Origin of the sequence: Aquamicrobium aerolatum DSM 21857 (genome assembly GCF_900113935.1) — a bacterium.
In the GTDB taxonomy this organism is placed as follows: Bacteria; Pseudomonadota; Alphaproteobacteria; order Rhizobiales; family Rhizobiaceae; genus Aerobium; species Aerobium aerolatum.
Genome location: NZ_FORF01000016.1, coordinates 18,596 through 44,916, shown reverse-complemented (window position 1 = coordinate 44,916; position 26,321 = coordinate 18,596). Strand labels below are relative to the sequence as shown.

Sequence of the window (26,321 nt, the reverse complement as noted above, 5' to 3'; positions counted from 1 at the left end):
TGGATGAGGACCATATGAACGCCCAGCTACAGCCCACCGGCTCCGCTTACTTCATCGCCAGTGAAACAGAAACTTCGGAACGCCATACGCTTTCGGTGCTCGTCGACAACGAGCCGGGCGTCCTTGCGCGCGTGATCGGCCTGTTTTCCGGACGCGGTTACAATATTGACAGCCTGACGGTGTCGGAGACCGAGCACCAGAAGCACCTGTCGCGCATCACGATCGCAACGCGCGGCACGCCGCATGTGCTGCTGCAGATCAAGCACCAGCTTGAACGCCTTGTGCCGGTTCACCGCGTCAACGACCTGACCGTGATTTCGCGCAGCCAAGGCCAGGAAGCGCCGCTCGAGCGGGAGCTGGCGCTGGTCAAGGTTGCCGGCGCAGGCAACGACCGCGTTGAGGCGCTGCGTCTGGCGGAAGCGTTCAAGGCCAAGGTGTCGGACGCGACGACGGAGCATTTCGTCTTCGAGATCACCGGCAAGAGCAGCAAGATCGACCAGTTCATCGCGATCATGCAGCCGCTCGGTCTGGTCGAGGTGTGCCGCACCGGTGTCGCGGCGATGAACCGCGGACCGCAGGGCATGTAAAATGTGTGTGTCGGGGGGGCGAATAACCGCGCCCCGCCGCAGCCTGTGCCGATATTTTAATGGTGGTAGCGTGCGTCATTGTCTGCGCGCCGGTGCCGCTGCAACAACACACCACAAGGTGACTCATGCAGTATGACGTCTTCATGGCGCTGCTGGTTTTTGCGTTCGTTACGTCGATCACGCCTGGTCCCAACAATTTCATGCTGATGGCCTCGGGCGTGAACTTTGGTTTTGTGCGCACAATTCCGCACATGCTGGGGATCGGCGCGGGTTTCCTCAGCCTGTTGCTCGGTGTCGGGTTTGGGCTGGGCGCTGTTCTGACCGCCTATCCGGCGCTGCATGTGGGGCTGAAGATCGCAGGCGGTGCCTATCTGCTCTATCTGGCATGGCGTATCGGCTCGTCACGCTCGATGTCCGGTGGCGAAGGAAGTTCTTCCCAGCCGATGTCGTTCATGGCGGCGGCGGCGTTCCAGTGGGTCAATCCGAAGGCCTGGGTGATGGCGGTCACGGCGATGGCAATCTACACCAACCCGGCCGCACCGTTCCTGTCCGTCATTCTCGTGTCGGTCGCATTTGCGCTCGTCAATCTGCCCAGCGTCTCGACCTGGGCAGGGTTTGGCGTGGCCTTGCGGGGGTTCCTGTCCGACCCGGTTCGGCTCAAATGGTTCAACATTGCCATGGGCCTCGCGCTCGCCGTCAGCCTGTGGCCGATGCTGCGCTGAATCGACGGAATTTGGGCGCAGTGGTAAACTGCGTCCATGTGGGACAGCCTGTTCTCGACCCGGCGCGTGCTCGCAGCGGTGCTGACGCTGATCGCGGTGTTGTTCGCGCTTGGCTGGATGACGCGGCAGGATGTCGGCGAGTTGCCCTATCTGCGGATCATCGGCGGCGGTTTCATCTATAATTACCGCGTTTCGGATGTCTATTACGGATTTACCGCCGTCGTTTTGAAGCCAATACCGACCGGTGCGATTGTCGAAGCCGCCTTTGAAAATCCGGGCGGTGGTCCGCCGCTGGTCGTCCGGCAGCGGATGGGCGGCGCGGAGATGACGCGTTTTGCAATGCGCTCGCCACCGGTGCGCGGCGTAAGGGCCGGCCGGGAGTATCACGTCACCATCCGACTGCTTGGCCGCAAAACAGAGCAGCCCTTCTGGTCGGTGGAGAAGACGTATGTCAGCCAGATTGACGATGACATCGTGCCAAAAGAGCCGCTGACGATCGGCCCCGGCTATGCGCGAAATCCAAAGGCGGAATAGCGTAAGATGGGCGTTGTGTGTTTCCACTCCTCTTCATGTTCTTCTTGTGTTCTTTTATGTGTGCCGTATGATGGTTGTGTTGGCAATCTAAGATTGTGCCGATATGGCTTTGCGCTCTAAAGATGAAGAGATGGATCGACTTGTTCGCAAGCTGGCTCAGAAGCGTGGTGTGACGATCACGGAGGCGGTGCGTGACGCGGTCACGGAAGCTTTGGCAGCCGAAGATCACGTTCAGTCGCTGTGGGAACGGACCGCGAGTGTCAGAGGGCGTCTTGCTGCGACCCCCAAGACAGGCCTCGTTGCAGACAAGCAATTTTATGACGATCTTTCCGGTCAAGGGGACGACTAAGCATGTTCGTCGACCGCTCTGCGATTGTTGCCATGATGACTGGTGAGGGCGATGCAGAGCAACTAACGGCCAGACTGGAGCGGGCGCGCAAACCCGTAACCTCGTCAATTGTCGCTTTTGTACGGTGCTCGCATTATCCCGCATTTATGGCATTCCGAAAGAGTCGGCGCAGGTGTTGTTCTTGGAGTTTGTGAAAGCCGCCAGGGTCGAGATGGTTTCGATTGGCCCGGAAATGCATTTGCTCGCGCTCAACGCACACCAGCTTTACGGCAAGGGCACGGGCCATCCCGCACAACTCAACATGGGCGACTGCTTTTCCTATGCCATGGCCAAATCCACCAGCGGCGAGTTGCTTTATAAAGGATCGGATTTCCGGCACACGGATCTCGGGTGACCTCACCCCTTGCCCAAAGCGGCCGAATCCCCCAGTAACACCTCATGAAGTTTTCCCCACAACAGGATGAAGCCCTCAAGGCTGTCTCGCGCTGGCTGAACGAAGGGCGCAGCCCACTGTTCCGCCTGTTCGGCTATGCCGGCACCGGCAAGACGACGCTGGCGCGCTATTTCGCCGAGCATGTCGATGGCAGCGTGCAGTTCGCCGCCTTTACCGGCAAGGCGGCGCAGGTGCTGCGCTCGAAGGGCGCCACCAATGCGCGCACGATTCATTCGCTGATCTATCGCCCGCGTGGCGAGGAGGCGATCGAGGACGAGACGACGGGCAAGACGTCGATGAGCCCGACCTTCTCGCTCAACCGGCAAAGCCCGATCTCCAAGGCCAAGCTCGTCGTCGTCGACGAATGCTCGATGGTCGATGAGCAGCTCGGGCGCGACCTGATGAGCTTCGGCACGCCGATTCTGGTGCTGGGCGACCCGGCGCAGCTGCCGCCGATCACCGGGGGCGGCTTCTTCACCGAGCACGAGCCCGACCATTTGCTGACCGAGGTGCACCGACAGGCGCGCGATAACCCGATCCTCAGCCTCGCGCTGGATGTGCGCGAGGGCAGGGACATCGCTTATGGCGACTATGGCGCTGCGCAGGTGATCGGTCGCGACGAGGTGGATCAGGATCTGGTCTTGTCGGCGGATCAGGTGCTGGTCGGCACCAACCGCACGCGTCGCCGCTACAATTCCCGTTTGCGCCAGTTGAAGGGCTTCGATGCGTCCTATCCGCAGGCCGGCGACAAGCTGGTGTGCCTGCGCAACGATCCGGCCAAGGGGCTGCTCAACGGTTCGCTGTGGAAGGTGATGACCTCGTCGCGCGAGACGGTGAAGCCGGGGATCAACCTGCTGGTTTCGCCCGAAGAGGACGATCCGGATCGCGGCGTCGCCAAGATCAAGCTGCTGAAAGCCGCGTTCGAAAATCCCGATCAGGACATTCCGTGGCAGCAGAAGAAGCGCTTTGACGATTTCGACTATGGCTATGCGCTGACCGTCCACAAGGCGCAGGGCTCGCAATGGGACGAGGTCGTGCTGTTCGATGAAAGCTATGCTTTCAAGGACACCCGCCAGCGCTGGCTCTATACAGCGATCACGCGTGCGGCTGAGCGGCTGACGATTGTGCGCTGAACGTCATTTCAGCTCGTGTGAGTCAATCCATGCCCAGGCCTGCGCTTCTTCATCGTCGGTGAAATGACGCAGCTCCGCTTTGGTGCCGGCCGAAAACAACCGCTCGACGCGGGCGGCCCGGCTGGTCTGACCGATGACGGCGCATCGTGTCACGTGTTCGTTGACGAGGGCGCGCATGGTCTCGACCGTGTCTTCGCTGAGGCCCGAAAGATCCGTGCTGTCGACACCGGTCAGGCGAATCAGCAGGTCGATCCGGTCGATCAGCGACAACTCGCCTTGCAGAAGTCCGCACAGATTCTCGGCGTCTGCCGACGTGAACTCGCCGCTGACTTCCAGCGCGAACACATCCGCTCGGTTGGTTTCCAGCCGTTTCACCGCCGGAACACGCTCAAGTGGGTGCATCGTCAACTCCTTTCGCGCTGCTCTGCTACTGGAACACACGAAACACCGTGTCTGTTCCCTGAAGAGGCGATATAGGAGAGGAAAGACGTGTGCATGAAGACTGGATACGATCAGATGGCTGCGAAGCTTTCCGTCAATCTCAACGCTGTTGCGTTGCTCCGTAACCGGCGCGACCTGCCGTGGCCCAGTGTAACCCATCTGGGACGGGTTGCGCTGCAAGCCGGGGCGCACGGCCTGACGGTACACCCGCGCCCCGATGAACGGCACACGCGTCGCTCCGATCTGCCGGAACTGCGCGCATTGATCGATGACGAATTCCCGAGCGCCGAGTTCAATATTGAGGGCTATCCGGACGAGGCGTTCCTGCGTCTGGTTGAAGCCAACCAGCCCGATCAGGTGACGCTGGTTCCCGATGATCCGGCGCAGCCGACCTCGGACCATGGCTGGGATTTCGAAGCGCAGTTCGATTTGCTTGCGCCGGTCGTCAAGCGGCTGAAACAGGGCGGCTTCCGGGTCTCGCTGTTTGCCAATCCCGACGTCGCCGGCATGGACGCGGCCAAGGCGACAGGTGCCGACCGGGTGGAGCTTTACACCGGGCCTTACGGCGGTTGCGAGATTGATTCCGAAAACGCTGCCAGGGAACTGGAATTGTTGGGCAAAGCGGCGGAGGCGGCGCGCGCGCAAGGGCTCGACGTCAATGCCGGTCACGATTTGACGGTCGCCAATCTGCCTGCTCTTGCGCGCCGTATTCCAGACCTTGTCGAAGTCTCGATCGGGCACGGCCTGACAGCCGACGCGCTGGAATTCGGCATGTCGGAAACCGTTCGCCGCTTCCTGAGGGCGTGCGGCTGGTAGCCTCACGCCCGCCAGTTCATTGTGGTCTGCAAGAATAAGTAGTTCGGTCTTGAACGGAAGTACGCGTTCTGCGTTGATAAGCTTCCGACAGGGCTAGCGTGCGTTCCGGGCGTCGTTGCAAAAACCTCTGCTTGACGCTAGAAGCAGTTCCCCCGCATTCGAGTGGCAGGTAACACATGGATCTCGACCGGCAAGCTTCATCTGAAGCGGAACGGACGCCGACGGATGGCGATCAGGACCCCCATACTCCCGCACAATCGAGCACTGCAGCCCTGACCCTGGGCGCGCTCGGTGTCGTCTACGGCGATATTGGCACCAGCCCGATCTACGCATTCCGTGAGGCGCTGCGCGTCGCGACGGGGGACGGGCCGAACACCGATTCTGACATTCTCGGCATTCTGTCGCTGATCGTGTGGGCGCTGACGCTGATCGTCGCCGTCAAATATCTGCTGATCGTGCTGCGCGCCGACAATCGCGGCGAGGGCGGTGTCCTGTCGCTGATGGCGCTGGCGCGGCGTGATGCCGGGCGTTTCAGCGGCTTCGTGCTGCTGCTCGGCATGGCCGGGGCGGCGCTGTTCTACGGCGACGCCATGGTGTCGCCGGCGATTTCCGTCCTGTCCGCGGTTGAGGGGCTTGAGGTCGTCTCACCCGCCTTGCACGCATGGGTTGTGCCGATTGCGGTGGCGATCCTGATCGGACTTTTCTCGGTGCAGAAGTTCGGCACCGCCAAGGTCGCGAGCGTTTTCGGCCCCGTCATGATGCTTTGGTTCCTCGTGCTGGGTGGCGCGGGGCTCTACCAGATCATTCATAACCCGATGGTGTTGTTGGCGCTCAACCCATACTACGCCTTCAACTTCCTGTTCGAGCATTCGGTTGTCGCCATGGCGGTGTTTGGCGCGGTGTTTCTGGCCATCACCGGCGCTGAGACGCTTTACGCTGACCTTGGCCATTTTGGCCGCCGCCCGATCGTGCTGGCGTGGTTTTCGCTGGTTTTCCCGGCGCTGCTCCTGAACTATTTCGGGCAGGGCGCTTATGCATTGCAGCATCACGATGCCAACCAGCCTCTGTTTGAAATGATGCCCGATTGGGCCGGCATTCCGTTCGTGCTGCTGGCAATGATGGCCACCGTCATCGCCGGACAGGCGGCAATCACCGGGGCGTTTTCGCTCACAAGGCAGGCGATCCAGCTCAATCTGTTGCCGCGTTTCGCCGTGCAGCACACCTCGGCGGAACAGTCCGGCCAGATCTACGTGCCGCAGATCAACGCGTTCCTGCTGGTCGGCGTCGTCGTGCTGGTGCTGTCCTTCGGCTCATCGAGCGCGCTGGCAACGGCTTATGGCATTGCCCTGTCGGGTGCGATGGTGGTCACGGGCGCGCTGCTGTTCTTCGTCATCTGGAAGGTGTGGAAGCGGCCATTGTGGCTGGCTTTTGCGGTGATGGTGCCGTTTGCCATCATTGAATTGACCTTCCTTGGCGCCAACATGCTCAAGGTCACCGATGGCGGCTGGGTCACCATCCTCATCTCCACCACGGTGCTGGTGGTGATGCTGACATGGCGGCGCGGCACCAGCATCCTGTTCGAAAAGACCCGTCGCAGCGAGGTGCCGCTGACATTGCTGACGGACAATCTGGCCGCCAAGCCTCCGGTGCTGGTCGATGGCACGGCGATCTTTCTGACCGGCGACCGCGACAGCACGCCGACAGCGCTGCTGCACAGCCTCAAGCACTATCATGTGCTGCACAAGCAGAACATCATCCTCACGGTGGTCACTGCCGAGCGGCCACGCGTGCCCTTGTCGGAGCGCGCCGAGATCGAGGTGCTCAACGACTTGTTCACGCGCCTGACGCTGAACTATGGCTATATGGACGATCCCAACATTCCCAAGGCGCTGGCACAGGTGCGCAAGCAGGGGCTGAAATTCGACATCATGACGACGTCGTTTTTCCTGTCGCGCCGTTCGCTGAAAGCTTCGGCGGATCGGGGCATGCCGCTGTGGCAGGACAAGCTGTTCATCACGCTGGCGCGCAATGCCTCGCCTGCCACTGCCTATTACCAGATCCCCACCGGCCGGGTGGTCGAGATCGGCACGCAGGTGCTGATCTAGGCGCGTCCGCGAAAAACCCGCTTGCAATTGGCTACAAATTACGGAATATCACCGAACCGTAACGTACGGTACGGTGATTTCGGATTTTGGGCAGGATCGGTTCGTGCAGGCAGAACTGGCAGATTATGGCGATGACACACTGACGCCCCGGCAGGGCGAGGTTCTCGACGCCGTGCTGGAGTTGCTGGTCGAGGGTGGTGACGCCGTCACGATGAACGCCGTGGCGCGCCGCGCGAGCTGTTCCAAGGAAACGCTGTACAAATGGTTCGGCGACCGCGACGGCCTTTTGACCGCGACGGTGCGCTGGCAGGCTTCCAAGGTGAGGGCAGGCGAGTATGACCGCCAGCGGCTCGATGCAACGGCATTGCGCGAAAGCCTTGAACGGTTCGCCGTCAACTGGCTGAAAGTGATTTCCTCGCAAAGTTCGATTGCGCTGAACCGGGTTGCGATCGGCCATGCAGGTTCGAGCAAGAGCAATCTCGGTGCCATCCTGTTGGCCAATGGCAGATTTGCGCTGGGAGCACGGTTGAAGCCGGTGCTCGAGGCCGGGCGCGCTGCGGGCCTGCTTTCGTTCGATGATTCCGAGGCCGTTTTCCGCACCTTTTTCGGGCTCATCGGCCGGGACGTCCAGATCCGGCTGTTGCTGGGCGACGGGCTCGCAATGACCGAAACAGAGATGAAAAGCGATGCCGCTTTGGCGACGCGACAGTTCTTCGCCCTTTACGGGGCAAGTCAGGTGCCGGTGAAAGCCGGTTAGATTCAAGCAAGGCAGGCCACAGGCCAAGAGAAGGATAGTCCCATGCGCGTATATTATGATCGCGACGCCGATCTCAATCTCATCAAGGGTAAGAAAGTTGCCATCGTTGGCTACGGTTCGCAGGGTCGCGCACATGCGCTGAACCTGAAGGATTCGGGCGCTGCCAATGTCGCTGTCGCGCTGCGCGCCGGCTCGGCAACCGCCAAGAAGGCCGAAGCAGACGGCTTCAAGGTCATGACCGTTGCCGAGGCAGCCGCCTGGGCCGACCTGATCATGATGGCCGCTCCTGACGAATTGCAGGCCGACATCTACAAGGACGAGATTGCCGGCAACATCCGCGACGGCGCAGCGATTGCGTTTGCCCACGGCCTCAACGTGCATTTCGGCCTGATCGAGCCGAAGTCGACCCTCGACGTCGTCATGGTCGCGCCGAAGGGCCCTGGCCATACCGTGCGCGGCGAATACCAGAAGGGCGGCGGCGTGCCGTGCCTGGTCGCTGTCCATCAGGACGCTTCGGGCAACGCGCTTGACCTGGCGCTGTCCTACGCCTGCGGCGTTGGCGGCGGCCGTTCGGGCATCATCGAGACCAACTTCAAGGAAGAGTGCGAGACCGACCTGTTCGGCGAGCAGGCAGTTCTTTGCGGCGGTCTGGTCGAACTGATCCGCGCTGGCTTCGAGACGCTGGTCGAAGGCGGCTACGCCCCGGAAATGGCCTATTTCGAGTGCCTGCACGAAGTGAAGCTGATCGTCGACCTAATCTACGAAGGCGGCATCGCCAACATGAACTACTCGATCTCCAACACTGCTGAGTGGGGCGAGTATGTTTCGGGTCCGCGCGTCATCACCGAGGACACCAAGAAGGAAATGAAGCGCATTCTGGCCGACATCCAGTCGGGCAAGTTCACCTCCGAGTGGATGCAGGAATACCGCTCGGGCGGCGCGCGCTTCAAGGGTATCCGTCGCATGAACGACACCCACCAGATCGAGGAAGTCGGTGCAAAGCTGCGCGGCATGATGCCGTGGATCGCCAAGAACCAGCTGGTCGACAAGGCCCGCAACTGATCCGGTTTAACTTTACTGAATAAGAACGCCGCGCATTCAAACGAATGCGCGGCGTTTTTTATGTCATCCCTGTGCCGGGTTTACCGTCAGATGTACGGCGAAGCGCACTGGCGGCGCGGCCCGTTATAGGGCTGGAACGTATTGTCCCAGGCGCGGTAGGAACGATACTGGTTTTCGCACCAGCGCACATGCGAGGCCGGAAGGCGATAGACCTGCCGCGGCGGGGCGTAATAACGCGGCGGTGGTGCGTAACGCGGTCCAAACTCGAAGTAGATGCCACTGCGCGGCGGGGGCGGCGGGCGGTGATAGTGGCGGCGGTCACGACGATCGCGCCAGTCTCTGTCGCCCCGACGATCATGCCAGTCCCGATCGCCGCGGCGTTCGCGCCAGTCGCGGCGATCATCCCGGTCGCGACCACGATCGTCCCAGAACTGCGCCTGTTGCACGACGGAAGTCTGCTGACTTGCTGTCAGATCGCGGGCTTGTCCGCCAGCGGTGGCAGCCGAGGCCGAGCTGGCCATGCCGAACCCCAGCGCCAATGACGCTGCGACGGCGAGTGCTGTAATCCTGTGTTTCATCTCAAACCTCCTTGGGTTCTCGCCCAATTCGAACGACAAGCCCCCTGAGCCTGTTCCATAGTTTGCAAAATTCAGGCTGAACGGCGGATGAACGGGCTGAAGCGCGCCGCGAGTTTTTAGATTCGCTTTATGCGCTTCTTTCGGCAGAGATGCGCTAACAGCTTGCAATTTTCGCGTGAACAAGTTGATCTGCCTGCATGTCTTTGCGCCTGGCCACGTTCAATGTCGAGAACCTGATGAACAGGTTCGATTTCACCGGTTTTCGTAACCAGCTGTACCAGGACCGGGTTCTGGCGCTGTACGAGATCAAGGACGAAACCGAATACAAGCAGCTGGAGCGCGCGCGCACCATCGCCCATACGGACGATACGCGACAGCTGACTGCGCTGGCCCTCGCGGCGACGAGGGCCGACATCATCTGCCTTCAGGAAGTCGACAATATGGAGGCGCTGAAGGCGTTCGAATACGGCTATCTGTTCAAGATGATCGGCTCTGGCTATCGCGAAAAATACACGACGCCGGGCAATGACGGGCGCGGCATCGACGTTGCCGTATTGACGCGTGACGTGACCCGGCATGGTCAGGCCATCGAGTTTGTGCGGATGCAGAGCCATGCGCATCTGACCTATGCGGATATCGATCTTTTCAATGCCGAACTGGCGTTGATCGGTGAAAAGCCCCATGAGCGCATTTTTCGCCGGGACTGCCTCGAACTCGACCTGCGCGTCGATGGCAAGCCGTTCACCATCTACAGCGTGCACTTCAAGTCGATGGGCGGTGCGCGCAACGGGCTGGACGGACGGCTGGGCACGGCTGCGATCCGTATGGCGGAGGCGGCCGCCGTGCGTCGCATCATTGAAGACCGCTTCGGCGTAGAGCAGGCACCCGAACGCCGTTGGGCGATATGCGGCGACTTCAATGATTATGCCGAACGTGTGCTGATCTCCGGCGATCAACATGAGGGCTTCAACTTCGAGCCGGTGCAGGAAGCGGGGTCGTGCCTCGACATTCTCACTGCGGACGGGTTCAGCGAGAACGTCGTTCAGCGCCGGCCGGAAATCGACCGCTGGACCCTCTACCACACCCGCGGCCCCGCCGAGCGCCATCTGTGCCAGCTGGACTATATCCTGCTGTCGCGCAGCCTCGCACGCAGCAATTCCAATGCGGTGCCGGAGATCATTCGCGCCGGGCAGCCGTTCCGCACTCCGTTTCCACCTGGTCAGGAGGTTGAGCGCTATCCCCGGACCGGATGGGACCGACCCAAATCATCCGATCATTGCCCGGTGGTGGTCGAGCTGGACATCGTATGAGCATCGATCTGGAGCGGGACATCATCGTCACGGTGCGCGCCGTCGACGTAACGCTGGACCCGTCTGCGCACCCATTTGCGCTGGAACATGAAGACGAGATTGCCGCGTACTGGCAGGAAATCACGCAGGAATACCCGGCGCTGTTCAATGGCGAGGTCGCGCTTTTGTCCCGGCTCGGCATCGACAGGGACATTCTGGTCGGTCGCTGCCATATCGTGCGCTATGCGACATTCGTCTATTGGCGCAAGTTGCGGGCCATCGCCGGGGCCGGGCATTTTTATGCACATCCGATGCTGGTCAGTTCCGATGGCGCGCTGATCGCCGTTCGCATGGCCAAGCACACTTTGAATGCCGGGCGGGTCTACTTTGCCGCCGGCTCCTTCGAGCCAGCCGACTTTCGCGACGGCAAGGCTGATCTGGAGCGCAACATGTTTCGCGAGGTTGTTGAGGAAACCGGTCTCGATCTGGCGTCCGCACCGCACGATGACGACTATCAGATCCTGTCGAAGGCGACCGGAACGGTCATTTTTCGACGCTATTTTCTGGATCGCACGGCGGAAGAACTGGTCGCCGCGATTTCAGCGCACGTCGCAGGCGAAGCAGAGCCCGAGATCGAGGGACCGGTGGTCATCAGGAATCTTCGGGATCTGCCTGAAAATCTGGCGCCGCAGATGCCGGCATTGATCGACTGGCACTTTTCCAGGCCAGCTTCGGGATGACCGGCGCGCGTCGGCGGTTGCCACTTTCGGGAGACAACCGCTGGTCTCTTTTTTCCTGCGCAATTCCGGACGCAAAACCGCTTCGCACTTTTGCTGGAATTGCTTCTATTCGTGCCGAAGTGCATCAATCGGGTCCAGCCGCGCGCCCCGAAGGGCCGGGAAAAACCCGAACACCATGCCGATCAGCGCTGAAAACCCGACCGCCGTGCCGATGACGGTGAGACTGGGGACGAACGGAATGGAGAGCGTGTAGCTGGCAAGACCCGCCAGCGACAGGCCCAGCACGATCCCGATCAGACCGCCGAGCAGCGACAGGACGGTCGCCTCGACAAGAAACTGGATCAGGATGTGCTTTTCATGCGCACCGATGGCAAGCCGGATGCCGATCTCTCGCGTTCGCTCGGTCACTGACACAAGCATAATATTCATGATGCCGATGCCGCCGACCAGCAGGCTGACGCCGGCCAAAGCGCCAAGCATGCCGGTCATGACCGTCGTCGTGCTTGTCATGGCGTCGGCGATCTGGGTCATGTCGCGCACGTCGAAATTGTCTTCCTGACCGGGTGTCAGGCGGCGGGTGTCGCGCAGGATGTTCTGGGCTGCAAGAACGGCGTCGCTCGTCGATGCGCCTTCCTGCACGGCGATGTAAATCTGGCCGATGTTGCGGTTGCCCGCAATCCGGCGCTGGAAAGTCGTCAGCGGCATCATCACGACCGCGTCCTGATCCTGTCCGAAGCCGGACGTGCCCTTGGCTTCAAGAACACCGATCACGCGGCAGCTCATGCGACCGACGCGGATCAGTGAATCAACCGGATCGCCGGAGCCGAAGAACTGGTTGCGAACCGTTTGGCCGATGATGCAGGCGCTGGCACCGCTGCGCAATTCGGACTCCGAGAACTCCCGGCCGCGAAGAATCGCCCAGTTGCGTGCGGTGAAGAACTCGTTGTCGGTGCCGGTGACCTGCGCGGACAGATTATCCGGTCCGAACACGACGCGGACGGTGCGCTGCGCGGTCGGAGCAATGGCGTTGACGTTCTCCATGCCGTCAACAAGGCCGCGAAGATCGGACGCTTCCAGCGGGCGCGGCGTGAAATTGGTGTCGCCGCCGCGCATCGGGCGCAAAGCCTGAACCGTCAGCAAATTGCTGCCCAGCTTGGTGATGTCCTGCTTCACCTTCTCGGTTGTGCCGGTGCCGATGGTGATCATCGCGATCACGGCAGCAACGCCGATCACGATGCCCAGCAGCGTCAGAAACGAGCGCAAGGCGTTGCGGCGGACCGAACGCAGCGCGAGGCGAATTGTCTCGAACAGCATCAGCTTGCCTCCATCGCAGCAGCGGTGTCGGACGCGATGTTGCCATCGAGGAAATGGATCGTGCGCTGGGCATAGGCAGCGATGTCGGCCTCGTGGGTGACCATCACGATCGTCAGTCCCTGCTGGCCATTGAGCTCCGTCAGGAGGCTCATGATCTCGTGGCTGCGGGCGGTATCAAGGTTTCCCGTCGGCTCGTCAGCGACAAGCAGGGTAGGGCGGGTGACAATGGCGCGGGCGATCGCGACGCGCTGTTGCTGGCCGCCAGACAATTCGGCAGGGGTATGGTGCTCGCGTCCCTGAAGGCCGACCTGTGCCAGCGCGTTCATCGCCAGATCCCTGCGGTCGCGCGAATTCACGCCGCGATAAACCAGCGGCAGCTCGACATTTTCTGCCGCGGTCGTGCGCGGTAACAGATTGTAGCCCTGAAACACGAAGCCGATATAGCGGTTGCGCAGCACCGCGCGGCGGCTGCGGTCGAGAGCGCCAGCATCCACACCCATGAAGCTGTAGACGCCCTTTGTCGGCGTATCGAGGCAGCCGATGATGTTCATCGAGGTCGATTTGCCCGAGCCCGATGGCCCCATGATTGCGACGAACTCGCCCTGATCTATGGCAAGGTTCACCCCGGCCAGAGCATTGACGCGGGTTTCACCGTCTCCGTATGTCTTCCATATGTCGCGAAAGGTCAGGAGAGGCGGCGCAGACCCGTTCATGGGTGCGAACCCCCGCGCGCGGGACGGCCCTGACTGCCTCGCGCGCCTGAGCGGGCCTGTTCAATGCCGGTGATGACCTGATCGCCTTCTTTCAGGCCCGAAAGAACCTCTACAGAATCGCCTGCCGATGCGCCGATCGACACGCGCACCATGCTCGGTTGGCCGTCTTGCAGAACATAGACCGGGCGGGTGCCATCATTTGCCGTGGCGTTGCCGCCACGCTGGCGGAACATGCCCATGGGGGGCCGAGGCATGAACAGTTGCTGCAGCGACCAGCCGCCGCGTTCGCTTTGCTGGGGCGGGGTGAAGCGAAGGGCGGTGGCCGGAATCAGCAGTACGCCGTCTTCTTCGCGCGTGACGATGTCGACCGTCGCGGTCATGCCGGGCCGCAGCAACAGCTCGTCATTGGCGACGTTGAGCCGCGCCTGATAGGTGACGACACCTTCGGTCACCGACGAGGCATAGGAAATATCGCGGATCGCTGCGTCAAAGCGGCGACCGGGAAAAGCGTCGACCGTGAAGCGGGCGGTCTGGCCGGGGGTGACAGCGCCGATATCAGCCTCGTCAACCGCCGCCTTCAGTTCCATGGTTTCGAGGTTCTCGGCAATCACGAACAGGATGGGCGCCTGCATGGATGAGGCGACGGTCTGGCCGGGATTGACCGAACGGCTCAGCACAATCCCGTCGATGGGCGCATAGATGGTGCTCTTGGCAAGATCGGCCTGCTGCAATTTCAGATCAGCGACCGCGACCTCATGATTGGCTTTGGCAATCGTGACTGCGCTGGCGGCACGGTCTCGCGCTGCCCGCGCGGTTTCGAGCGCCTGTTCGGTCGTCATGCCACGGCCGGACAGCGTCTGGGCGCGCTGAAGAGCCTGTTCGGTTTCATTCAAGGTTACTTCTGCGTCGGCAATACGGGCGGATGCCGCCGAGACATTCGCCTGCGCCCGTTCAACTTGCGCGGCAATGCGTGTGGTGTCGAGCTCAGCGAGCACATCGCCCATGGCAACGCGCTGGTTCTCATCGACGCGAACGGTGCGCACGACACCCGACAGCTCGCTCGACACTTCGACCTGGGTCAAGGGCTGCAGCGTGCCGGTGGCAGATATCTCAACGGTCAGCAATCCGCGCTCGACCGGCACAGAACGGTAGCTTACAGGCGCAACGGCGGCTTCACTGCTCCACCGCCAATATGCGGTTGCACCCGCGGCGATGACGAGCACGGCGAGCAAGGGCAGCCATTTGCGGATAGTCCTGCGCGCTGGCCCGCCTGCGGGCTTGCCGCGCGCATTCAGGCCGAGTGCCTGTTCAATCGATTCCGGCGCAGCAACTGCCGCGTCGGCGCGCCCCGCGTTCTGGTCCATACCTGTCCTAGCCCTCGATAATCCGTCGGTCCCTTGCGTGACACTTCGGGGATATGGACGCGGAATTCAAATTAAAGTTTCGCCATGTTGGCGGGTAGAGGGGGTGCGGAGCTGCCGAGAAGCGGATGGATTTTCCCGATGTTGAGGTGTGGAGTTCAGGCGCGTCGATGCGCATCAAGCGCTATGACTTCAGGAGATAATCTGTACCGGCTACGCAAGGTCGACGTAAAATCCGACGCCTTCATAGTTGAACTGCGGCAAGGTCACGAGGACCTTGTCGCGCTCGGCTTCATCGCTCGTATAGAAATGCGCTCGGGTGTCAGTGTTGTAGAAACGAAAAACTGCCTGACGATCATTTTGATCATGCTCATAGGCAGTGAAGGCTTCGCCTTCAGACAAGAATTGCGGCAAGTTAGCGCGAACAAAAGCGGCCTCAGCGGAATCGGCCGTGTAAAAATGGCCGCCAGTAACTTCATTGTAAAACCGATGTACGGAAACGCCATCCGCCGTCGTTGCGGCCGAGGAAAATGTCTCACCCTCAAAGATATGATCGGTGCTGGTGGCGATCAGCTGGTCGCGCTCATTGGTGTCGGAAGTATAAAAATGGGATCCGTTCTTGATGTTATAAAAGCGCGCGATTTCTACAGTGTCGAGCACATTGACCGTGAAGAGTTGCGAGGCGCTAGCCGTGCCGTCTGAGACGCTGATGCGTACATTGTAGCTGTTGCTGCCATCAGCAGACAGAGGCGCCTCGTAGTCGGGGGCCTCGATGAAAGACAGTGTCCCGTTTTTGCGGTTGATAGTGAAAAGGGCAGCATCGGCGCCGCCAATAATCGAAAATGTCAGCGCGTCACCATCGGGATCGTGTGCTGTGAGAGGGCCGATCAGAGTCTGATTTTCTCTGATGGTCAGACCCGCCGGACTGGTGAAAACCGGTGCGGTATTGGGCGGAGGGGAGTTTTCGAGAACTCTGATCGTAAAGGTCTGCGCGAGCTCATTGTCCCACTCGTCGGTTGACGTCACGATCACCGAGATAGTTTGATCAATGGCGTAGTCGAGCGCGACGCTGTCCTTGAGCTTCAACTGCCCTCCAACGATCTCGAAGCGCGGGTCGTCGATCCTGTAGACGTGTCCGGATGACTGATCCGCGTCAACTGTTGTCAGGTCGCCGATGATTGCGCCGACCGCCCCCTCGTTCACTGCGTCGTTCGACAGCCCGATATCGGTGGGCTCATCACCAAGAACGACACGGAATGTAATTCCATGGAGGTCGCTGAGATTGAGGCCCTGGAAATTGAGGTGGATTTTATCGTCTTCGACCCAGTAACGGGACAGGTCTATTGGGCCGGCGGTTCCATTGACGAAAATAGAAATCCCAGTGAAATTAGGCAAAGTGTCGAGATGATCGGTGATGACCATGCCGTTGAAAGCGCCAGGATTGAACGTCCCTGCGGTTTGTGCAGTAAATTGGATGTCACGTCCGGTTACATTGATCGAAAAATACGATCCGTACGTAAACTCCACTCCGGAACCAACCACCGCATTCACTGAATGGACGGACCCCGATGCAGCGGTGTGATCGAAGTGAAGTTCTTTTCCGTTCAAAGGCATGCAGTTCTCCTCGCCGGTTCTTCTCTAAGGAATCGGAGCAAATTATTGTCAATTGTTGTCTAGTGGTGACCTCTAATAGAAGCAAGTTAGGCGTGCCAGCAGAGTTTTGATGTTCTCGGGGGATGGTTTATTGTCGATTGCTGTCATTTTTCTCGAAAAATGAGGCATGAACTTCACCAAAACTGTTACCAAGTTCGTGCGCGGCAAATGGCACATATGGGACTGGAGCGTCGATGGGATTGGCGCACGTCTCCCGAAAGTGGGAACCGGTGCCTGGATAAAGACATGCGCGAATTCAGCAACTTAAAGCGTGTGAAGCGAATCCTGTAGAACGCGACACGCATTGGGCTCTCCCATGGCAAGCTGCGACGGGGCCGCTGTCGCCGGCCAGACATTGTGGCCGGTCAATTGCAGGAAAGAACATCTTGGCGCCAAACTGTAAAATGAATGACAGTTTGTAAAATGACCGAGAAATTGATCTGCCAGATCATTGATTTGGTGGGTGATGTAGGGATCGAACCTACGACCCGCTGATTAAGAGTCAGCTGCTCTACCAACTGAGCTAATCACCCGCCGGGCGGCGACTTGGTCTGTGTCGCTGCAAGTGAGGTCCGTATAAGGGGGTCTTTCCGACCTGTCCAGACCGAAATTGAGCCAAGACCAAATAATTTTCAAAACACCCTAAAATAGTGGGTTTTCAACGCTTTCGTGACGCAAGGGGAGGTGGGGGTTCGGGCCGGTGGCGTTGTTCAGCCATGCGAAACAACGCGGTTTCGGCCACTTTCCTTGGCGCGATAGAGGGCCTTGTCGGCTGCGTCGATCAGATATTGGTAGTCTGGATGGCCTTCGAATGTCGCGACGCCGATCGACATTGTGAAGGGGATCTGACCGGCGTTGGAAATGACGGCCGGCTTTGCGGCGATCTGCTGGCGGATACGTTCCGCGATGGTCAGCGCGCGATCATGGTCGCTTTCAACCAGGACGATGAGGAACTCTTCGCCGCCATAGCGGAAGACAAAATCGGTGGCCCGCACACAGTGCAGCAGGATGTCGGCGGTGTGGCTGAGGACAGCATCGCCGGCGGAATGACCGTGGCGGTCGTTGATGTGCTTGAAATGGTCGATGTCGGCCATCAGCACGCTGAGCGGCGTTTTGGCGCGCGTTGCAAGGCTGACCTCGCGTCGCAGAACAGAGGAAAGGAACCTGCGGTTGAATGTGCGGGTCAGCGGATCGCGACCGTTCTCCAGCGCCGAGGCGGCCTGGAACAGGTCGTTCAGCAGAAATCGGATTTCATCGATTCGCCGCTGGAGCGTCACGACACCGTTGGGCTTGTCGGCGATGACAGAGGACAACACCTCGCCGTCGATCTCCGCGATCACCCTTTCGATGCTGTCGAGTATCGGCGAACCCTGAAACAGGATCGCCGCGCGGTGACGCGCCCACAGACCGAATGGCGAACTGGCAAGGGTGGCGGGCGTTTCCGAGCCATGTCCGAGCAGCGACAACAGCACGTTCTGGCTCCATTCCATCAGTGCGGCGCGCTGGATTTTCCGTTCAAGAGAAATGTCCTGACCCAGAGAGAAAAAGCGGAACGCTTCATCGGTCTGGGCGCGGCGGTTGGTGTCGTTGACATAGGCCGACGTCATCAGGCGCATCGCGTAGTCGATGATTTCACCCAGGATGATGATCGTGTGCGTGGTCTGGGAAACCGGAAGATCCAGGGTCGCCACTTTCGTTGCGATCTCGGATTTCAGCAGGCTCATGCCTTCCATAACGAGGTTGTTGGGGATCTTCAGGCGCGCGTGGACCTCGCCGATCTTGATCTGCCGCGCGTCGAAATCAGTCAAATCCGAGCCTGGGTCCATCCGGACTGTTTCAAGCAGCCACTGGCTCATCGACTGGTTCAATCGCTCGTTGACCACCGAGTGATTCAGAAAGTCAGACGCTTCTTCGTGGGAAAGGAACAGCCGATAGAAGGTCGCCACCAGCTCATCGACGTGTTCAGTGACGAGCTGCTGAAGTGTTTGCCGCGCTGCCAGACGGATCTCGGGGGAGGAGTTGTGCCAGAAAAGAAGACCCGGTTGATTTGCAACGTCCATTTGAAACTCACTGATTCCTGATGCGCTAAAGCGTGATCCTTCGGGTTCGCTCACACGCTTTAAGTTGCTGTATTCGCGCATGTCTTCTCCCGACACCGGTTCTCACCTTCGGGAGACATACGCTAGATCTCCAGGCACTGGCCTTTTGCTTTTACGAAAATTCGAACGCAAACGCTTCGAACTGTTACTGGAATTGCTCTAGCGGCGAGGGGAAGCGGCTACAAGCCGTCTGATCCGCGGCACATTCGAGGGAGCAAACACGCGACCAGCGCGTTCTTACAAAACCAGTCAATATCTGAGGAGAACGCAAATGCCGGAATTCCTATGGATGCTGCTGGTCGCGGGTGGACCGATCGTTCTTGGCGCGGCCATTGCATATGCACTTTTCATGAGGCGAAAGCCGCCGGAGCGCGAGACAGCCGAACAACGCAGCGCGATCGATCGCCTCTATGAGGACGACGCGATCGACAGGCCTGCAACGATGGCTGACACCGCGCGCAACCGCGATACGCCTGCGACGCGCTCTTTGCGCGCGGAACAGCAGCGCCAGGCCGATGAGCCGGATGAGTTGGAAGAAGGGCTCGAAGATACGTTTCCCGCGAGCGATCCCGTATCCGTGACAACGACGACGACGCCCGGTGCTCCGCCAAAAGTGTCATCCACTCAATAGTCTCGCTCGTAGAACACGCCGAGGGAGCTTTCGCCGTTGCTGCCGATGCTGCCTCGCGCCTTCAGGTCGTCAGTGATGTCGAGGTTGATCGTGCCTCTCGTTGAGCCTTGCGCGCCGGCTTCGACGCCGAGGTAGATATTGTCCTGAATGTAACGCCCGGCGCGAACGGCGGCGTTGCCTTCGCTGTCGGTGACAACATCCAGATCATCAAGGCCGGCTGCGCCGCGCAGGCTGCCAAGAAGCGACGAGCTTGAACCGCCGGCAAGTTCGGCCGCGGCTGCTGCCAGCTGCGCGATCTGCATCGGCGAAAGTTCGCTCATGCCGCGGTTGAAAATCAGCCGAGCCAAGACTTCGTCTTCGGGGAGTTCTGGCTGCGAGGAGAAGGCGATTGTCGGCGATGAGACGCGACCGCTGACAGTGATGAACACGGTGGTGTCTCCACTCACGGAGCGCGCAACGAAATTGAGGTAGGGGTCAAGATCGCCGACGACACTGACACGGCCTTCGTCAAAGGTGATCCGCTGGCCGAGGATCGAAAGACGACCACGGATCAGCTCGAAACCACCCACCGGCTGGATATCGGTCACCGGGCCGGTCAACTGGAGGCGGCCGCCGAGTTCGGTGTCCAGTCCCCGACCGCGCACGAAGATGCGAGCCGGCGCGTTCACGCCGACATTCAGCCGCAGCACGCTTGGGCGGGCGGTCGGCGTTGGTGTGCCATCATTTGCGCGCGCCCTTGTCAGGGTTTCCTGCACGGCTCGGGGCGCATTGCGGTGGATCACGTCGATGGCGGCGGCGCTGCCGGAAAAATTATCCGGGACAGTGATTTCAGCACGCTCGACATTCACTTCACCCGACAACAGGGGATCACGGGCGAGGGGACCGGTCAGCGCCAGATTGCCGTTGACCGTTGCCACCACCAGATCACCGTCTGCATAGCGTGCCTGATTGAGATTGACGCGCAGATCTGCCGGGAAGCCGGCGCTGGCGTTGGTCGAAACCGTGCCGCTGGCGCTCAAGGAGCCGCCGCTCGCAAGGGCTGCATTGGCCGAGCGGATCGTGACGGTCTCACCTTCCATCGAGACCATGACGTTGATGTCGCGGATCTGGACGTTGGTTTCAGGGTCAACCACCTGCGCGCCGCTGGTCGACGCCATGCCGCGAATGACTGGCTGCTGCAGGTTGCCCGACACGCTGCCATTCAACTCTACGAGGCCTGACAATTGGGTGCCGCGATCAATGAGGAAGCGGTTGGCGAGGGCGAGGGGCGCGGAGCCGTTGAGCGACAACGCAAGGCCATTGCCGGATAGAGGGATGGTGCCGTTTGCCGTTAGGCCAAGTCCCTGCGAGCCATTGATCGTGGCCGAGGACAGCGTAATCGCATTGCCGGAGAAGCTGCCGGCTGCGACAGCCTGCAGCGAGTCAATTCCGGCTGCCTGAAGCGGCTGCGCGCTCAGGTTCTGTCCGTTGAGATCGAAGGTTGCCTGCGGGGCGCTGGTGGTACCGGTGACGCGCGCGGTTCCGGCGATGGTTCCGCCAAGATTCTGGCCTTGCGCCACCGCATTGAGCGCGGCAAGCGGAAACGTGCCAAGATCGACGTCGATGGCGATCTGGCCTGCACCGAGCGGGACGCCGCCGCGCGCGGCAGCACGCAGACCTTCCGGGCTGGAGACGCTGGCGTCGAGGTTCAGGCGCTGGCCGCTCGTGTTGCCGGTGGCCGACACGGTGAGTTCGCTCTGTCCTGCCTGACGAAGCGCTGCGGCGGTGATACCGGTTCCGCGCAGCGTGAAATTGGCGTCAGGCGTGCTCCGCTCGCCGGTAACGCGGGCTTGCGCGTCCACCACACCGCCAAGCGCCAGATCGGGCCGGACGAGATTTGCAATCGACAAAGGCAACTTGGAGACATCGACGGAGAGGTCGATTTTCTGCGCGACGCGACCATTAGCGGACACGCGACCGCCGCCGACATCGACGATCAAGCTGTCGATTTCTACAGTGTCGCCGACGACCAGCAGGGAGGCTGCTTCCAGCAGACGTGCGCCCACAACGCCCTGGCCCAGCGATGCCTCGCTGAGGTTCACGCGATAGCCGTTACCTTCCGGGCTGAGCGAGCCTTTTGCAAAAGCTTTGGTGTTCTGATCGAGATCCGCATTGGCCTCGAACCGGGTGGCGCCGTCGGTGCTCTGCGCGGTGGCGTCGAGCGCATTGATCGTCACACCGCCAGCCACCAATCCGTGAGCGCGCACCGAGCCATCAATCGCCGGAACCTTGAACAGATCGTGCACGACAGCCTGCACATCGGCAGTGTCGAGCCTGGTCTCTCCCAGGCGAAGGTTGCGAATAGTCGCGTCGGCGTTGACATTCTGCTGGCCAGCTTCGGTCGAGGAAAGGTCGAGCGTTGCATTGACCGCACCGGTAGCTTCCAGCAGCGCAAGGGCAGCGGCGGTCGAGATGTCAGCTGCGGCAATGTCGATCTTGCCGTCGATCAGCCCGGTCGGGCCACGGCTGAGCGAGCCGGTGGCACGTGCGCCACCCGCGCTGAAATCCAGATCGGTCAGACGCTGGACACCCTTGGCGATGCCAAGACCAGCGGAAAGCTGGACACGGACGCCATCGAGAAATGCGTTGCCGCCGAGCGTTCCAGCAAGGTCGCCAGCTTGCAGCGTGCCGTCAAAGGTGATCGCGCCATCGGTCAGGCGCTTTCCGACCAGTTGGCCGTCGCGAAGATTTGCCAGTGTGGTGAGGGCGATGTTGCCGTCGGTGCCTGCTGCCCGACCGCTTGCCTCCAGCCGCCCCGCAGCTTGCGGCGAAACCAGAGACAGGTCGCTGAGGACCAGCGCATAATCGAAATCCGCCGTGCCGGTGGCGAAATTGCCGTCGGCCGAGAGTTCGACGCGCTCATTGCCGATGCGCAGCTTGTCCGCCACCAGCCCTGTCTCACCGCGGGCGACACGTCCGGTGATGGTGGAGTGCCCTTCCAGAAGATTGTCAGCCGGCTCGATGCCGAGCTGCAGGCCGTCTGCCGCGCTGTCGATCGTCAGGTCAAAAGCACCCGTCAGCGGCTCCACCCGCCCGGTGGCCTTCAGATCGAGAGCACCCTCAAGATTGCGTCCGGCGAGACCGGAAAACGGGGCAAGACTGCGAGCGCGCAAGGCGATGTCGCCGTTGAAAGCCAATTCGGCAATCTTGCCAGCCAGAGACATTTCGAGGCCGTTTGCCGAGACAATCGCGTTGGGCAGATCGATGGGTTGTCCCGTCCGCCATGCGCCATCGACATCAAGCTTGATGGTATCTCCCAAAGCCTCGGCGATGTCGGCGCGCTTGGCCACGATACCGGTCAGAGCGCCATCCACGGCGAAGGTGAGGTGGCGCGCGGCCGGCTGGTCGAGGTTCTGCGCCAGACCGCCGAGATCGAACCTTGCGCGGGAGGCGGAAAATTCGCTGGTCGCAAGATCTTCAACGTTGATCTGGCCGGACCAGTTGTCGTTGCCTGCCTCGCCATAGGCGACGACGGCACGGGCGCGGCCAACCGTTGTTTCACCCCCCGGGACCGGCAGGATGATGCGATTGTCCGCACCATTGTCGATGGTGGTGTCCAGATTGAGCCGGCGAAGGAAGCCATCCGGCGCGGTTTCGGCACTCGCGGCAAGCTTCAGGACCGCACTTTGCAGGTTGAGCGCTTCGAGCAGAACCGCGCCGGTGTCTTTGACCAGTCCGTTGGCGCGCAAGCTGGTTTCCGCACCAAAAAAGTCGCGAAATTGCTGGGGAACGATCTGGGCGATGGGGCCATCAAACTGCGCTGAATAGGCGAGGCCTTCAGACTGACGGCGCAACTGGGTCGCACCGGTCAGGATGCGTTGACCGGCTGCGTCCAGCGCCAGGTTCACGTCAAGTGCGGAAAGCGGTCCGCTGCCTGCAACCTGAAGCGCTACCGGCGGGCGACCGTCGATGTTGAGAAGATTGGCAACGATGCCATTTTCGGGCTCGGAAAGGCTGAGATCAAGTTCCAGCTGTTCATTCGCGTTCGCATAGGTCGCGGTCAGGGACAGCTGACCACCGGGCCCATCCAGTCGATCGACTTCGAGAGCCGTGTCGAGGGAGCCGTCTTCCAGACGAATGCGACCCGTCACCGACAGTTCGGACTGCAATCCGAAGACGTCGCGTCCAAAACTGATACGCGGTGCGTTGAGTTCATCGAGATTGATCGCGATGGGCAGTTCGGGAAGACGAAAACCACCTGCCTCGGGAGCAGGGAGGCTTTCGTCGGCCATGGGCTGACGTACAATTTCGATCAGATCGGCAGACAGCGTGTCGATCTGCAGCCGCTGGCTGAAGATCAGCGCGGAACGGCTCCAGACGATGGCCGCATTTTCGATGCGGAGCCAGACGCCTTCCTGGTCGGCGACGGTGATCAGGCCAATTCTGGCATTGGAGGACAGAACGCCTTCAATGTTCTGAATTCTGATCTGCCGGTTGGGCGCAGACAAGTTGTCTTCGATGAAAGACAGGAAAAGGCCGCGCTCTTCTTCGGGCGTTTCGTTCTGCGCGACTGCATAGGCGGTGACGCCAACCAGGAACAGGGCCAGAAGGCCAAAGAATTTGCGCATCAGAATGCCTGCCCTATGCCGACATAGACGGAGACTGTTGGATCGCCTGCACGCCGGTTCAGCGGAGTTGCGACGTCAAGACGAATGGGCCCAAGACCCGTCAGATATCTGACGCCCGCGCCGACCCCAACCCTCAGATCTTCCGTGAAGCCAGGCATCGTGTCAGCGCCGACATAGCCGGCATCGACAAAGCCGACGACGCCGATGCTGTCGGTGACCCGCACGCGCGCTTCTGCAGAAGCTTCGAGCAGAGAGCGCCCGCCAATGACGTTTCCGCTCGCCGTTGGTACACCGATGTTGCGATAGGCATAGCCGCGAACCGAGCCGCCACCGCCGGCAAAGAATAGCAGGTCGGGCGGCAACTGGTCGGCAGACGGACCGGTCAACGAGCCGACTTTCACACGGCCGGCGAGCACAACATCATTGTCGCGGCCGAAGCCCTGATAGGCGCGCGCCTCGATAGTCGCCTTGGCTGCCATGTTGGAATACTGGAACTCGTAAAAGGGCTCGATATTGGCTTCGAGGAAGAACCCCTGGGTCGCGTTGGCCTGGTTGTCGCGCGTGTCGTAGGTGAGTTTTCCCTGGAGCCCGACGGTGGAGAAGGTTCTTTTGCCGAACTCCTTGTCCTCAAACTGCGCGTGGCCGCCATTGAGGAACAGGCCGCCAGAAAGCTGGTCGTTGAAGACATGGCTGAAACCTGCCGTTCCGGTGACGGCTGTCCGGGTATAGCTTTTGAGCACTTCGCGGTCGCCGTAGAGGGAGGCCGAAAAGTCGGTATCCGGCGTGTAGACGCCGGGTTTCACGAAGCTTGAGCCAACGCGATAGGTCAGTTCATTGACCTTGAAGGTCTGGCCAAGGCCTGCGACCTTGCCCTCCACGCGCAATCTCTCCGCGCGCCCGAACAGATTTCGGTGCAGCCAGAAAGTTTCCAGTCCGAGACCATCGACAGTGGAATAGGTGGCGCCGGCGCCAATACGACGGGCAGGGCGCTCCTGAACGATGTAGGTGATCGGCAGACGACCGAATTCGTCGATCTGATCTGCTTCCTGGAAACGGGCGGCGCTGAATACGTCGAGGCGCGCAATGCGCGTGCTTGCCTGCTTGATATCGTCGGGGTCGTATTCCTCGCCTTCGCGAAGTCCCGTCATCCAGGCGAGCCATTCTTCGTCGACGGCATTCTCGCCCTCAACCGTGACCGGGCCGTAATGGGCCTTACGCCCCGGCTGAACCTCGAGCCGGGCGTCGACGACATCGGCGTCGTGCGCTGCGACGACTGTTCGCTCGGCGATCTCCGCCTTGGCGTAACCTTGTTGCCGCCAGGCCTCGACGGCGAGCCCTTCGGCCCGCAGGATTGCTCCCGAGCGCGCGACTTCGCCAGTTGCAAACCCCTCTGTTTCGGGTGCGGCGACAAAGTCGCGGCGATGCTCGGCCAGAGGGGCACGGTTGAGGATCGTGGCTTCACGGAAATGAAACAGTGGGCCGGGCGTGACCGTCACAACCACGATTGCAGGCTCGGCCAGAGTTGCATCCGGCGGGATGCTGGCAGCTTCGCGGCCGTCGATGGTGATCGATATTGTTCCGCCGTACCGCCCCTGCGTATAAAGTGTCGCCAGCAGACGGCGGTAATCGCCGCGCGCCTTCGCGATCAGCCCGGCGGCACCGGATGCAGGTTTGTCGCTGTCTGCCAGAAGCGTCGAGGCCGACTCCAACGTCGCCTTCACGTCGTCGGCGTCAGCACCGGTGACCTGCAGTTCCGCGTTGTAGGTCTGCGGCGTTCCAATGACCATATCCTCGTCAGAGGCGTCGTCGCTGGAACCCCAGAGCTTGATACCAAAAAGCTCAAAAGCGGATGCAGGTGCGGGAGCCGCGACAAGCGCAGCGCAAACACTACCGGCAAGAATACGGCTTCTGTGCCGCCAAAACGATCTGCGCCAGATCAAGTGAACACCATACACATCACAACAATAGCGCCAGTAAACGGCTCTTCCGCCCCGGCGCGATTATCGATGTCATAACCTTAACAAGCGCTTTAGGCGCGCTCAATTTGCGGCAATGTATCGCGCAGGCCGGTCTGAGCCAACCCGGCCCTGGTCACACTGTGTTACGCAAAGCGGGCGGAACTGCCCGATTGTTGCAGCGTTTCCGTGACGCACCAACAGGAGGAAAACAGCCATGCCCGCACGATCAAAAGCGCAGCAAAAGGCTGCTGGCGCGGCCCTGTCGGCCAAACGTGGCGAGACGCAAAAGTCGCAACTCAAGGGAGCCTCCCGCGAGATGTACGACTCCATGACCGAAGAGGAGCTGGAGGAGCTTGCAGAGACAAAGCGCAAGGGGCTTCCGGAGAAGAAAGGCGACTGAGCCTTTGCGATTGGCTCGGAATAGTTGCGATGACGACAA

Annotated in this window: 23 protein-coding genes and 1 tRNA gene; 14 read left to right on the top strand and 10 right to left on the bottom strand. The window is 60.7% G+C overall.

All coding sequences use genetic code 11. From position 1 onward, the window contains the following. Window positions 1-14: 14 nt before the first annotated feature. The 6 genes from ilvN to BMZ42_RS13590 all read left to right on the top strand — a co-directional run bounded on the left by ilvN (window position 15) and on the right by BMZ42_RS13590 (window position 3,758). The gene (gene ilvN, locus BMZ42_RS13615; RefSeq protein WP_091523415.1) at window positions 15-587 is read left to right on the top strand and encodes an acetolactate synthase small subunit; all 573 of its coding nucleotides are present in this window, start codon (window positions 15-17) and stop codon (window positions 585-587) included. Window positions 588-712: 125 nt separating this feature from the next. Further along, window positions 713-1,309: a LysE family translocator gene (locus tag BMZ42_RS13610; RefSeq protein WP_091523413.1), complete on the top strand. Its 597-nt coding sequence runs from the start codon at window positions 713-715 to the stop codon at window positions 1,307-1,309. Between the two features lie 36 nt (window positions 1,310-1,345). Next, window positions 1,346-1,843 (top strand): hypothetical protein, encoded by a 498-nt coding sequence (locus tag BMZ42_RS13605; RefSeq protein ID WP_091523410.1) that lies wholly within the window; start codon window positions 1,346-1,348, stop codon window positions 1,841-1,843. Window positions 1,844-1,946: 103 nt separating this feature from the next. Then, entirely contained in the window at window positions 1,947-2,192 is a 246-nt protein-coding gene (locus BMZ42_RS13600; RefSeq protein WP_091523407.1) for a type II toxin-antitoxin system VapB family antitoxin, read from the top strand. 181 nt (window positions 2,193-2,373) lie between these two features. Continuing rightward, the gene (locus BMZ42_RS13595) at window positions 2,374-2,586 is read left to right on the top strand and encodes a type II toxin-antitoxin system VapC family toxin (RefSeq protein WP_139207928.1); all 213 of its coding nucleotides are present in this window, start codon (window positions 2,374-2,376) and stop codon (window positions 2,584-2,586) included. Window positions 2,587-2,630: 44 nt separating this feature from the next. Then, window positions 2,631-3,758, top strand: a complete 1,128-nt coding sequence (locus BMZ42_RS13590) for an ATP-dependent DNA helicase (protein ID WP_091523403.1) — start codon at window positions 2,631-2,633, stop codon at window positions 3,756-3,758. A 3-nt stretch (window positions 3,759-3,761) separates the two neighbouring features. Here the strand turns inward: BMZ42_RS13590 and BMZ42_RS18035 are convergent, their stop codons facing one another. Beyond that, window positions 3,762-4,160, bottom strand: a complete 399-nt coding sequence (locus BMZ42_RS18035) for a SpoIIAA family protein (protein WP_175556723.1) — start codon at window positions 4,158-4,160, stop codon at window positions 3,762-3,764. A 114-nt stretch (window positions 4,161-4,274) separates the two neighbouring features. On the opposite strand from BMZ42_RS18035, the gene BMZ42_RS13580 reads away from it, so the two are divergent. From BMZ42_RS13580 to ilvC, 4 genes are all read left to right on the top strand, one after another. Further along, complete coding sequence (locus BMZ42_RS13580; protein WP_091523515.1) at window positions 4,275-5,015, top strand: pyridoxine 5'-phosphate synthase; 741 nt, start codon at window positions 4,275-4,277, stop codon at window positions 5,013-5,015. A 176-nt stretch (window positions 5,016-5,191) separates the two neighbouring features. After that, the gene (locus BMZ42_RS13575) at window positions 5,192-7,120 is read left to right on the top strand and encodes a potassium transporter Kup (RefSeq protein WP_091523401.1); all 1,929 of its coding nucleotides are present in this window, start codon (window positions 5,192-5,194) and stop codon (window positions 7,118-7,120) included. 103 nt (window positions 7,121-7,223) lie between these two features. Continuing rightward, a complete protein-coding gene (locus tag BMZ42_RS13570) occupies window positions 7,224-7,877 on the top strand; it encodes a TetR/AcrR family transcriptional regulator (RefSeq protein ID WP_091523512.1) in 654 nt (217 codons plus the stop codon). A gap of 42 nt (window positions 7,878-7,919) precedes the next feature. Continuing rightward, a complete protein-coding gene (ilvC, locus tag BMZ42_RS13565) occupies window positions 7,920-8,939 on the top strand; it encodes a ketol-acid reductoisomerase (protein WP_091523399.1) in 1,020 nt (339 codons plus the stop codon). Window positions 8,940-9,025: 86 nt separating this feature from the next. On the opposite strand, the gene BMZ42_RS13560 is transcribed toward ilvC, so the two are convergent. Next, the gene (locus tag BMZ42_RS13560) at window positions 9,026-9,517 is read right to left on the bottom strand and encodes a BA14K family protein (protein WP_091523397.1); all 492 of its coding nucleotides are present in this window, start codon (window positions 9,515-9,517) and stop codon (window positions 9,026-9,028) included. Window positions 9,518-9,714: 197 nt separating this feature from the next. On the opposite strand from BMZ42_RS13560, the gene BMZ42_RS13555 reads away from it, so the two are divergent. Then, window positions 9,715-10,827 (top strand): endonuclease/exonuclease/phosphatase family protein, encoded by a 1,113-nt coding sequence (locus tag BMZ42_RS13555; protein ID WP_091523395.1) that lies wholly within the window; start codon window positions 9,715-9,717, stop codon window positions 10,825-10,827. Next, window positions 10,824-11,546 carry a hypothetical protein gene (locus tag BMZ42_RS13550; protein ID WP_091523393.1) on the top strand — a complete coding sequence of 241 codons (723 nt, stop codon included), beginning with the start codon at window positions 10,824-10,826 and terminating at the stop codon, window positions 11,544-11,546. Before BMZ42_RS13555 ends, BMZ42_RS13550 begins: the two co-directional genes overlap by 4 nt. Before the next feature lie 105 nt (window positions 11,547-11,651). Here the strand turns inward: BMZ42_RS13550 and BMZ42_RS13545 are convergent, their stop codons facing one another. The 6 genes from BMZ42_RS13545 to BMZ42_RS13520 all read right to left on the bottom strand — a co-directional run bounded on the left by BMZ42_RS13545 (window position 11,652) and on the right by BMZ42_RS13520 (window position 18,647). Beyond that, entirely contained in the window at window positions 11,652-12,860 is a 1,209-nt protein-coding gene (locus BMZ42_RS13545; RefSeq protein ID WP_091523391.1) for an ABC transporter permease, read from the bottom strand. Next, window positions 12,860-13,573: an ABC transporter ATP-binding protein gene (locus BMZ42_RS13540; RefSeq protein ID WP_091523389.1), complete on the bottom strand. Its 714-nt coding sequence runs from the start codon at window positions 13,571-13,573 to the stop codon at window positions 12,860-12,862. The genes BMZ42_RS13545 and BMZ42_RS13540 overlap by 1 nt, the downstream gene beginning before the upstream one ends. Then, the gene (locus tag BMZ42_RS13535; protein WP_091523387.1) at window positions 13,570-14,937 is read right to left on the bottom strand and encodes an efflux RND transporter periplasmic adaptor subunit; all 1,368 of its coding nucleotides are present in this window, start codon (window positions 14,935-14,937) and stop codon (window positions 13,570-13,572) included. The genes BMZ42_RS13540 and BMZ42_RS13535 overlap by 4 nt, the downstream gene beginning before the upstream one ends. Before the next feature lie 210 nt (window positions 14,938-15,147). Beyond that, window positions 15,148-16,548: a cadherin domain-containing protein gene (locus BMZ42_RS13530; protein WP_091523385.1), complete on the bottom strand. Its 1,401-nt coding sequence runs from the start codon at window positions 16,546-16,548 to the stop codon at window positions 15,148-15,150. 496 nt (window positions 16,549-17,044) lie between these two features. Then, window positions 17,045-17,120, bottom strand: a tRNA-Lys gene (locus BMZ42_RS13525). A 177-nt stretch (window positions 17,121-17,297) separates the two neighbouring features. After that, on the bottom strand, window positions 17,298-18,647 hold the full coding sequence (locus tag BMZ42_RS13520; protein WP_175556722.1) for a GGDEF domain-containing protein: 1,350 nt from the start codon (window positions 18,645-18,647) through the stop codon (window positions 17,298-17,300). Window positions 18,648-18,957: 310 nt separating this feature from the next. On the opposite strand from BMZ42_RS13520, the gene BMZ42_RS18445 reads away from it, so the two are divergent. Then, on the top strand, window positions 18,958-19,317 hold the full coding sequence (locus tag BMZ42_RS18445; RefSeq protein WP_342028955.1) for a hypothetical protein: 360 nt from the start codon (window positions 18,958-18,960) through the stop codon (window positions 19,315-19,317). On the opposite strand, the gene BMZ42_RS13510 is transcribed toward BMZ42_RS18445, so the two are convergent. Both BMZ42_RS13510 and BMZ42_RS13505 read right to left on the bottom strand, forming a co-directional pair. Next, window positions 19,311-23,924 (bottom strand): translocation/assembly module TamB domain-containing protein, encoded by a 4,614-nt coding sequence (locus tag BMZ42_RS13510; protein WP_175556721.1) that lies wholly within the window; start codon window positions 23,922-23,924, stop codon window positions 19,311-19,313. The two genes, BMZ42_RS18445 and BMZ42_RS13510, sit on opposite strands and share 7 nt — an antisense overlap. After that, window positions 23,924-25,864 (bottom strand): autotransporter assembly complex protein TamA, encoded by a 1,941-nt coding sequence (locus tag BMZ42_RS13505; RefSeq protein ID WP_478209663.1) that lies wholly within the window; start codon window positions 25,862-25,864, stop codon window positions 23,924-23,926. Before BMZ42_RS13505 ends, BMZ42_RS13510 begins: the two co-directional genes overlap by 1 nt. A 232-nt stretch (window positions 25,865-26,096) precedes the next feature. On the opposite strand from BMZ42_RS13505, the gene BMZ42_RS13500 reads away from it, so the two are divergent. Continuing rightward, window positions 26,097-26,282: a DUF3008 family protein gene (locus tag BMZ42_RS13500; RefSeq protein ID WP_091523381.1), complete on the top strand. Its 186-nt coding sequence runs from the start codon at window positions 26,097-26,099 to the stop codon at window positions 26,280-26,282. Window positions 26,283-26,321 lie beyond the last annotated feature (39 nt).

Bases quoted from the DNA above. Each gene is read 5' to 3' on its own strand.
- ilvN (WP_091523415.1), top strand. From the start codon at position 15: ATGAACGCCCAGCTACAGCCCACCGGCTCCGCTTACTTCATCGCCAGT.
- BMZ42_RS13610 (WP_091523413.1), top strand. From the start codon at position 713: ATGCAGTATGACGTCTTCATGGCGCTGCTGGTTTTTGCGTTCGTTACG.
- BMZ42_RS13605 (WP_091523410.1), top strand. From the start codon at position 1,346: ATGTGGGACAGCCTGTTCTCGACCCGGCGCGTGCTCGCAGCGGTGCTG.
- BMZ42_RS13600 (WP_091523407.1), top strand. From the start codon at position 1,947: ATGGCTTTGCGCTCTAAAGATGAAGAGATGGATCGACTTGTTCGCAAG.
- BMZ42_RS13590 (WP_091523403.1), top strand. From the start codon at position 2,631: ATGAAGTTTTCCCCACAACAGGATGAAGCCCTCAAGGCTGTCTCGCGC.
- BMZ42_RS18035 (WP_175556723.1), bottom strand. From the start codon at position 4,160: ATGCACCCACTTGAGCGTGTTCCGGCGGTGAAACGGCTGGAAACCAAC.
- BMZ42_RS13580 (WP_091523515.1), top strand. From the start codon at position 4,275: ATGGCTGCGAAGCTTTCCGTCAATCTCAACGCTGTTGCGTTGCTCCGT.
- BMZ42_RS13575 (WP_091523401.1), top strand. From the start codon at position 5,192: ATGGATCTCGACCGGCAAGCTTCATCTGAAGCGGAACGGACGCCGACG.
- ilvC (WP_091523399.1), top strand. From the start codon at position 7,920: ATGCGCGTATATTATGATCGCGACGCCGATCTCAATCTCATCAAGGGT.
- BMZ42_RS13560 (WP_091523397.1), bottom strand. From the start codon at position 9,517: ATGAAACACAGGATTACAGCACTCGCCGTCGCAGCGTCATTGGCGCTG.
- BMZ42_RS13555 (WP_091523395.1), top strand. From the start codon at position 9,715: ATGTCTTTGCGCCTGGCCACGTTCAATGTCGAGAACCTGATGAACAGG.
- BMZ42_RS13550 (WP_091523393.1), top strand. From the start codon at position 10,824: ATGAGCATCGATCTGGAGCGGGACATCATCGTCACGGTGCGCGCCGTC.
- BMZ42_RS13545 (WP_091523391.1), bottom strand. From the start codon at position 12,860: ATGCTGTTCGAGACAATTCGCCTCGCGCTGCGTTCGGTCCGCCGCAAC.
- BMZ42_RS13540 (WP_091523389.1), bottom strand. From the start codon at position 13,573: ATGAACGGGTCTGCGCCGCCTCTCCTGACCTTTCGCGACATATGGAAG.
- BMZ42_RS13535 (WP_091523387.1), bottom strand. From the start codon at position 14,937: ATGGACCAGAACGCGGGGCGCGCCGACGCGGCAGTTGCTGCGCCGGAA.
- BMZ42_RS13530 (WP_091523385.1), bottom strand. From the start codon at position 16,548: ATGCCTTTGAACGGAAAAGAACTTCACTTCGATCACACCGCTGCATCG.
- BMZ42_RS13520 (WP_175556722.1), bottom strand. From the start codon at position 18,647: ATGGACGTTGCAAATCAACCGGGTCTTCTTTTCTGGCACAACTCCTCC.
- BMZ42_RS18445 (WP_342028955.1), top strand. From the start codon at position 18,958: ATGCCGGAATTCCTATGGATGCTGCTGGTCGCGGGTGGACCGATCGTT.
- BMZ42_RS13510 (WP_175556721.1), bottom strand. From the start codon at position 23,924: ATGCGCAAATTCTTTGGCCTTCTGGCCCTGTTCCTGGTTGGCGTCACC.
- BMZ42_RS13500 (WP_091523381.1), top strand. From the start codon at position 26,097: ATGCCCGCACGATCAAAAGCGCAGCAAAAGGCTGCTGGCGCGGCCCTG.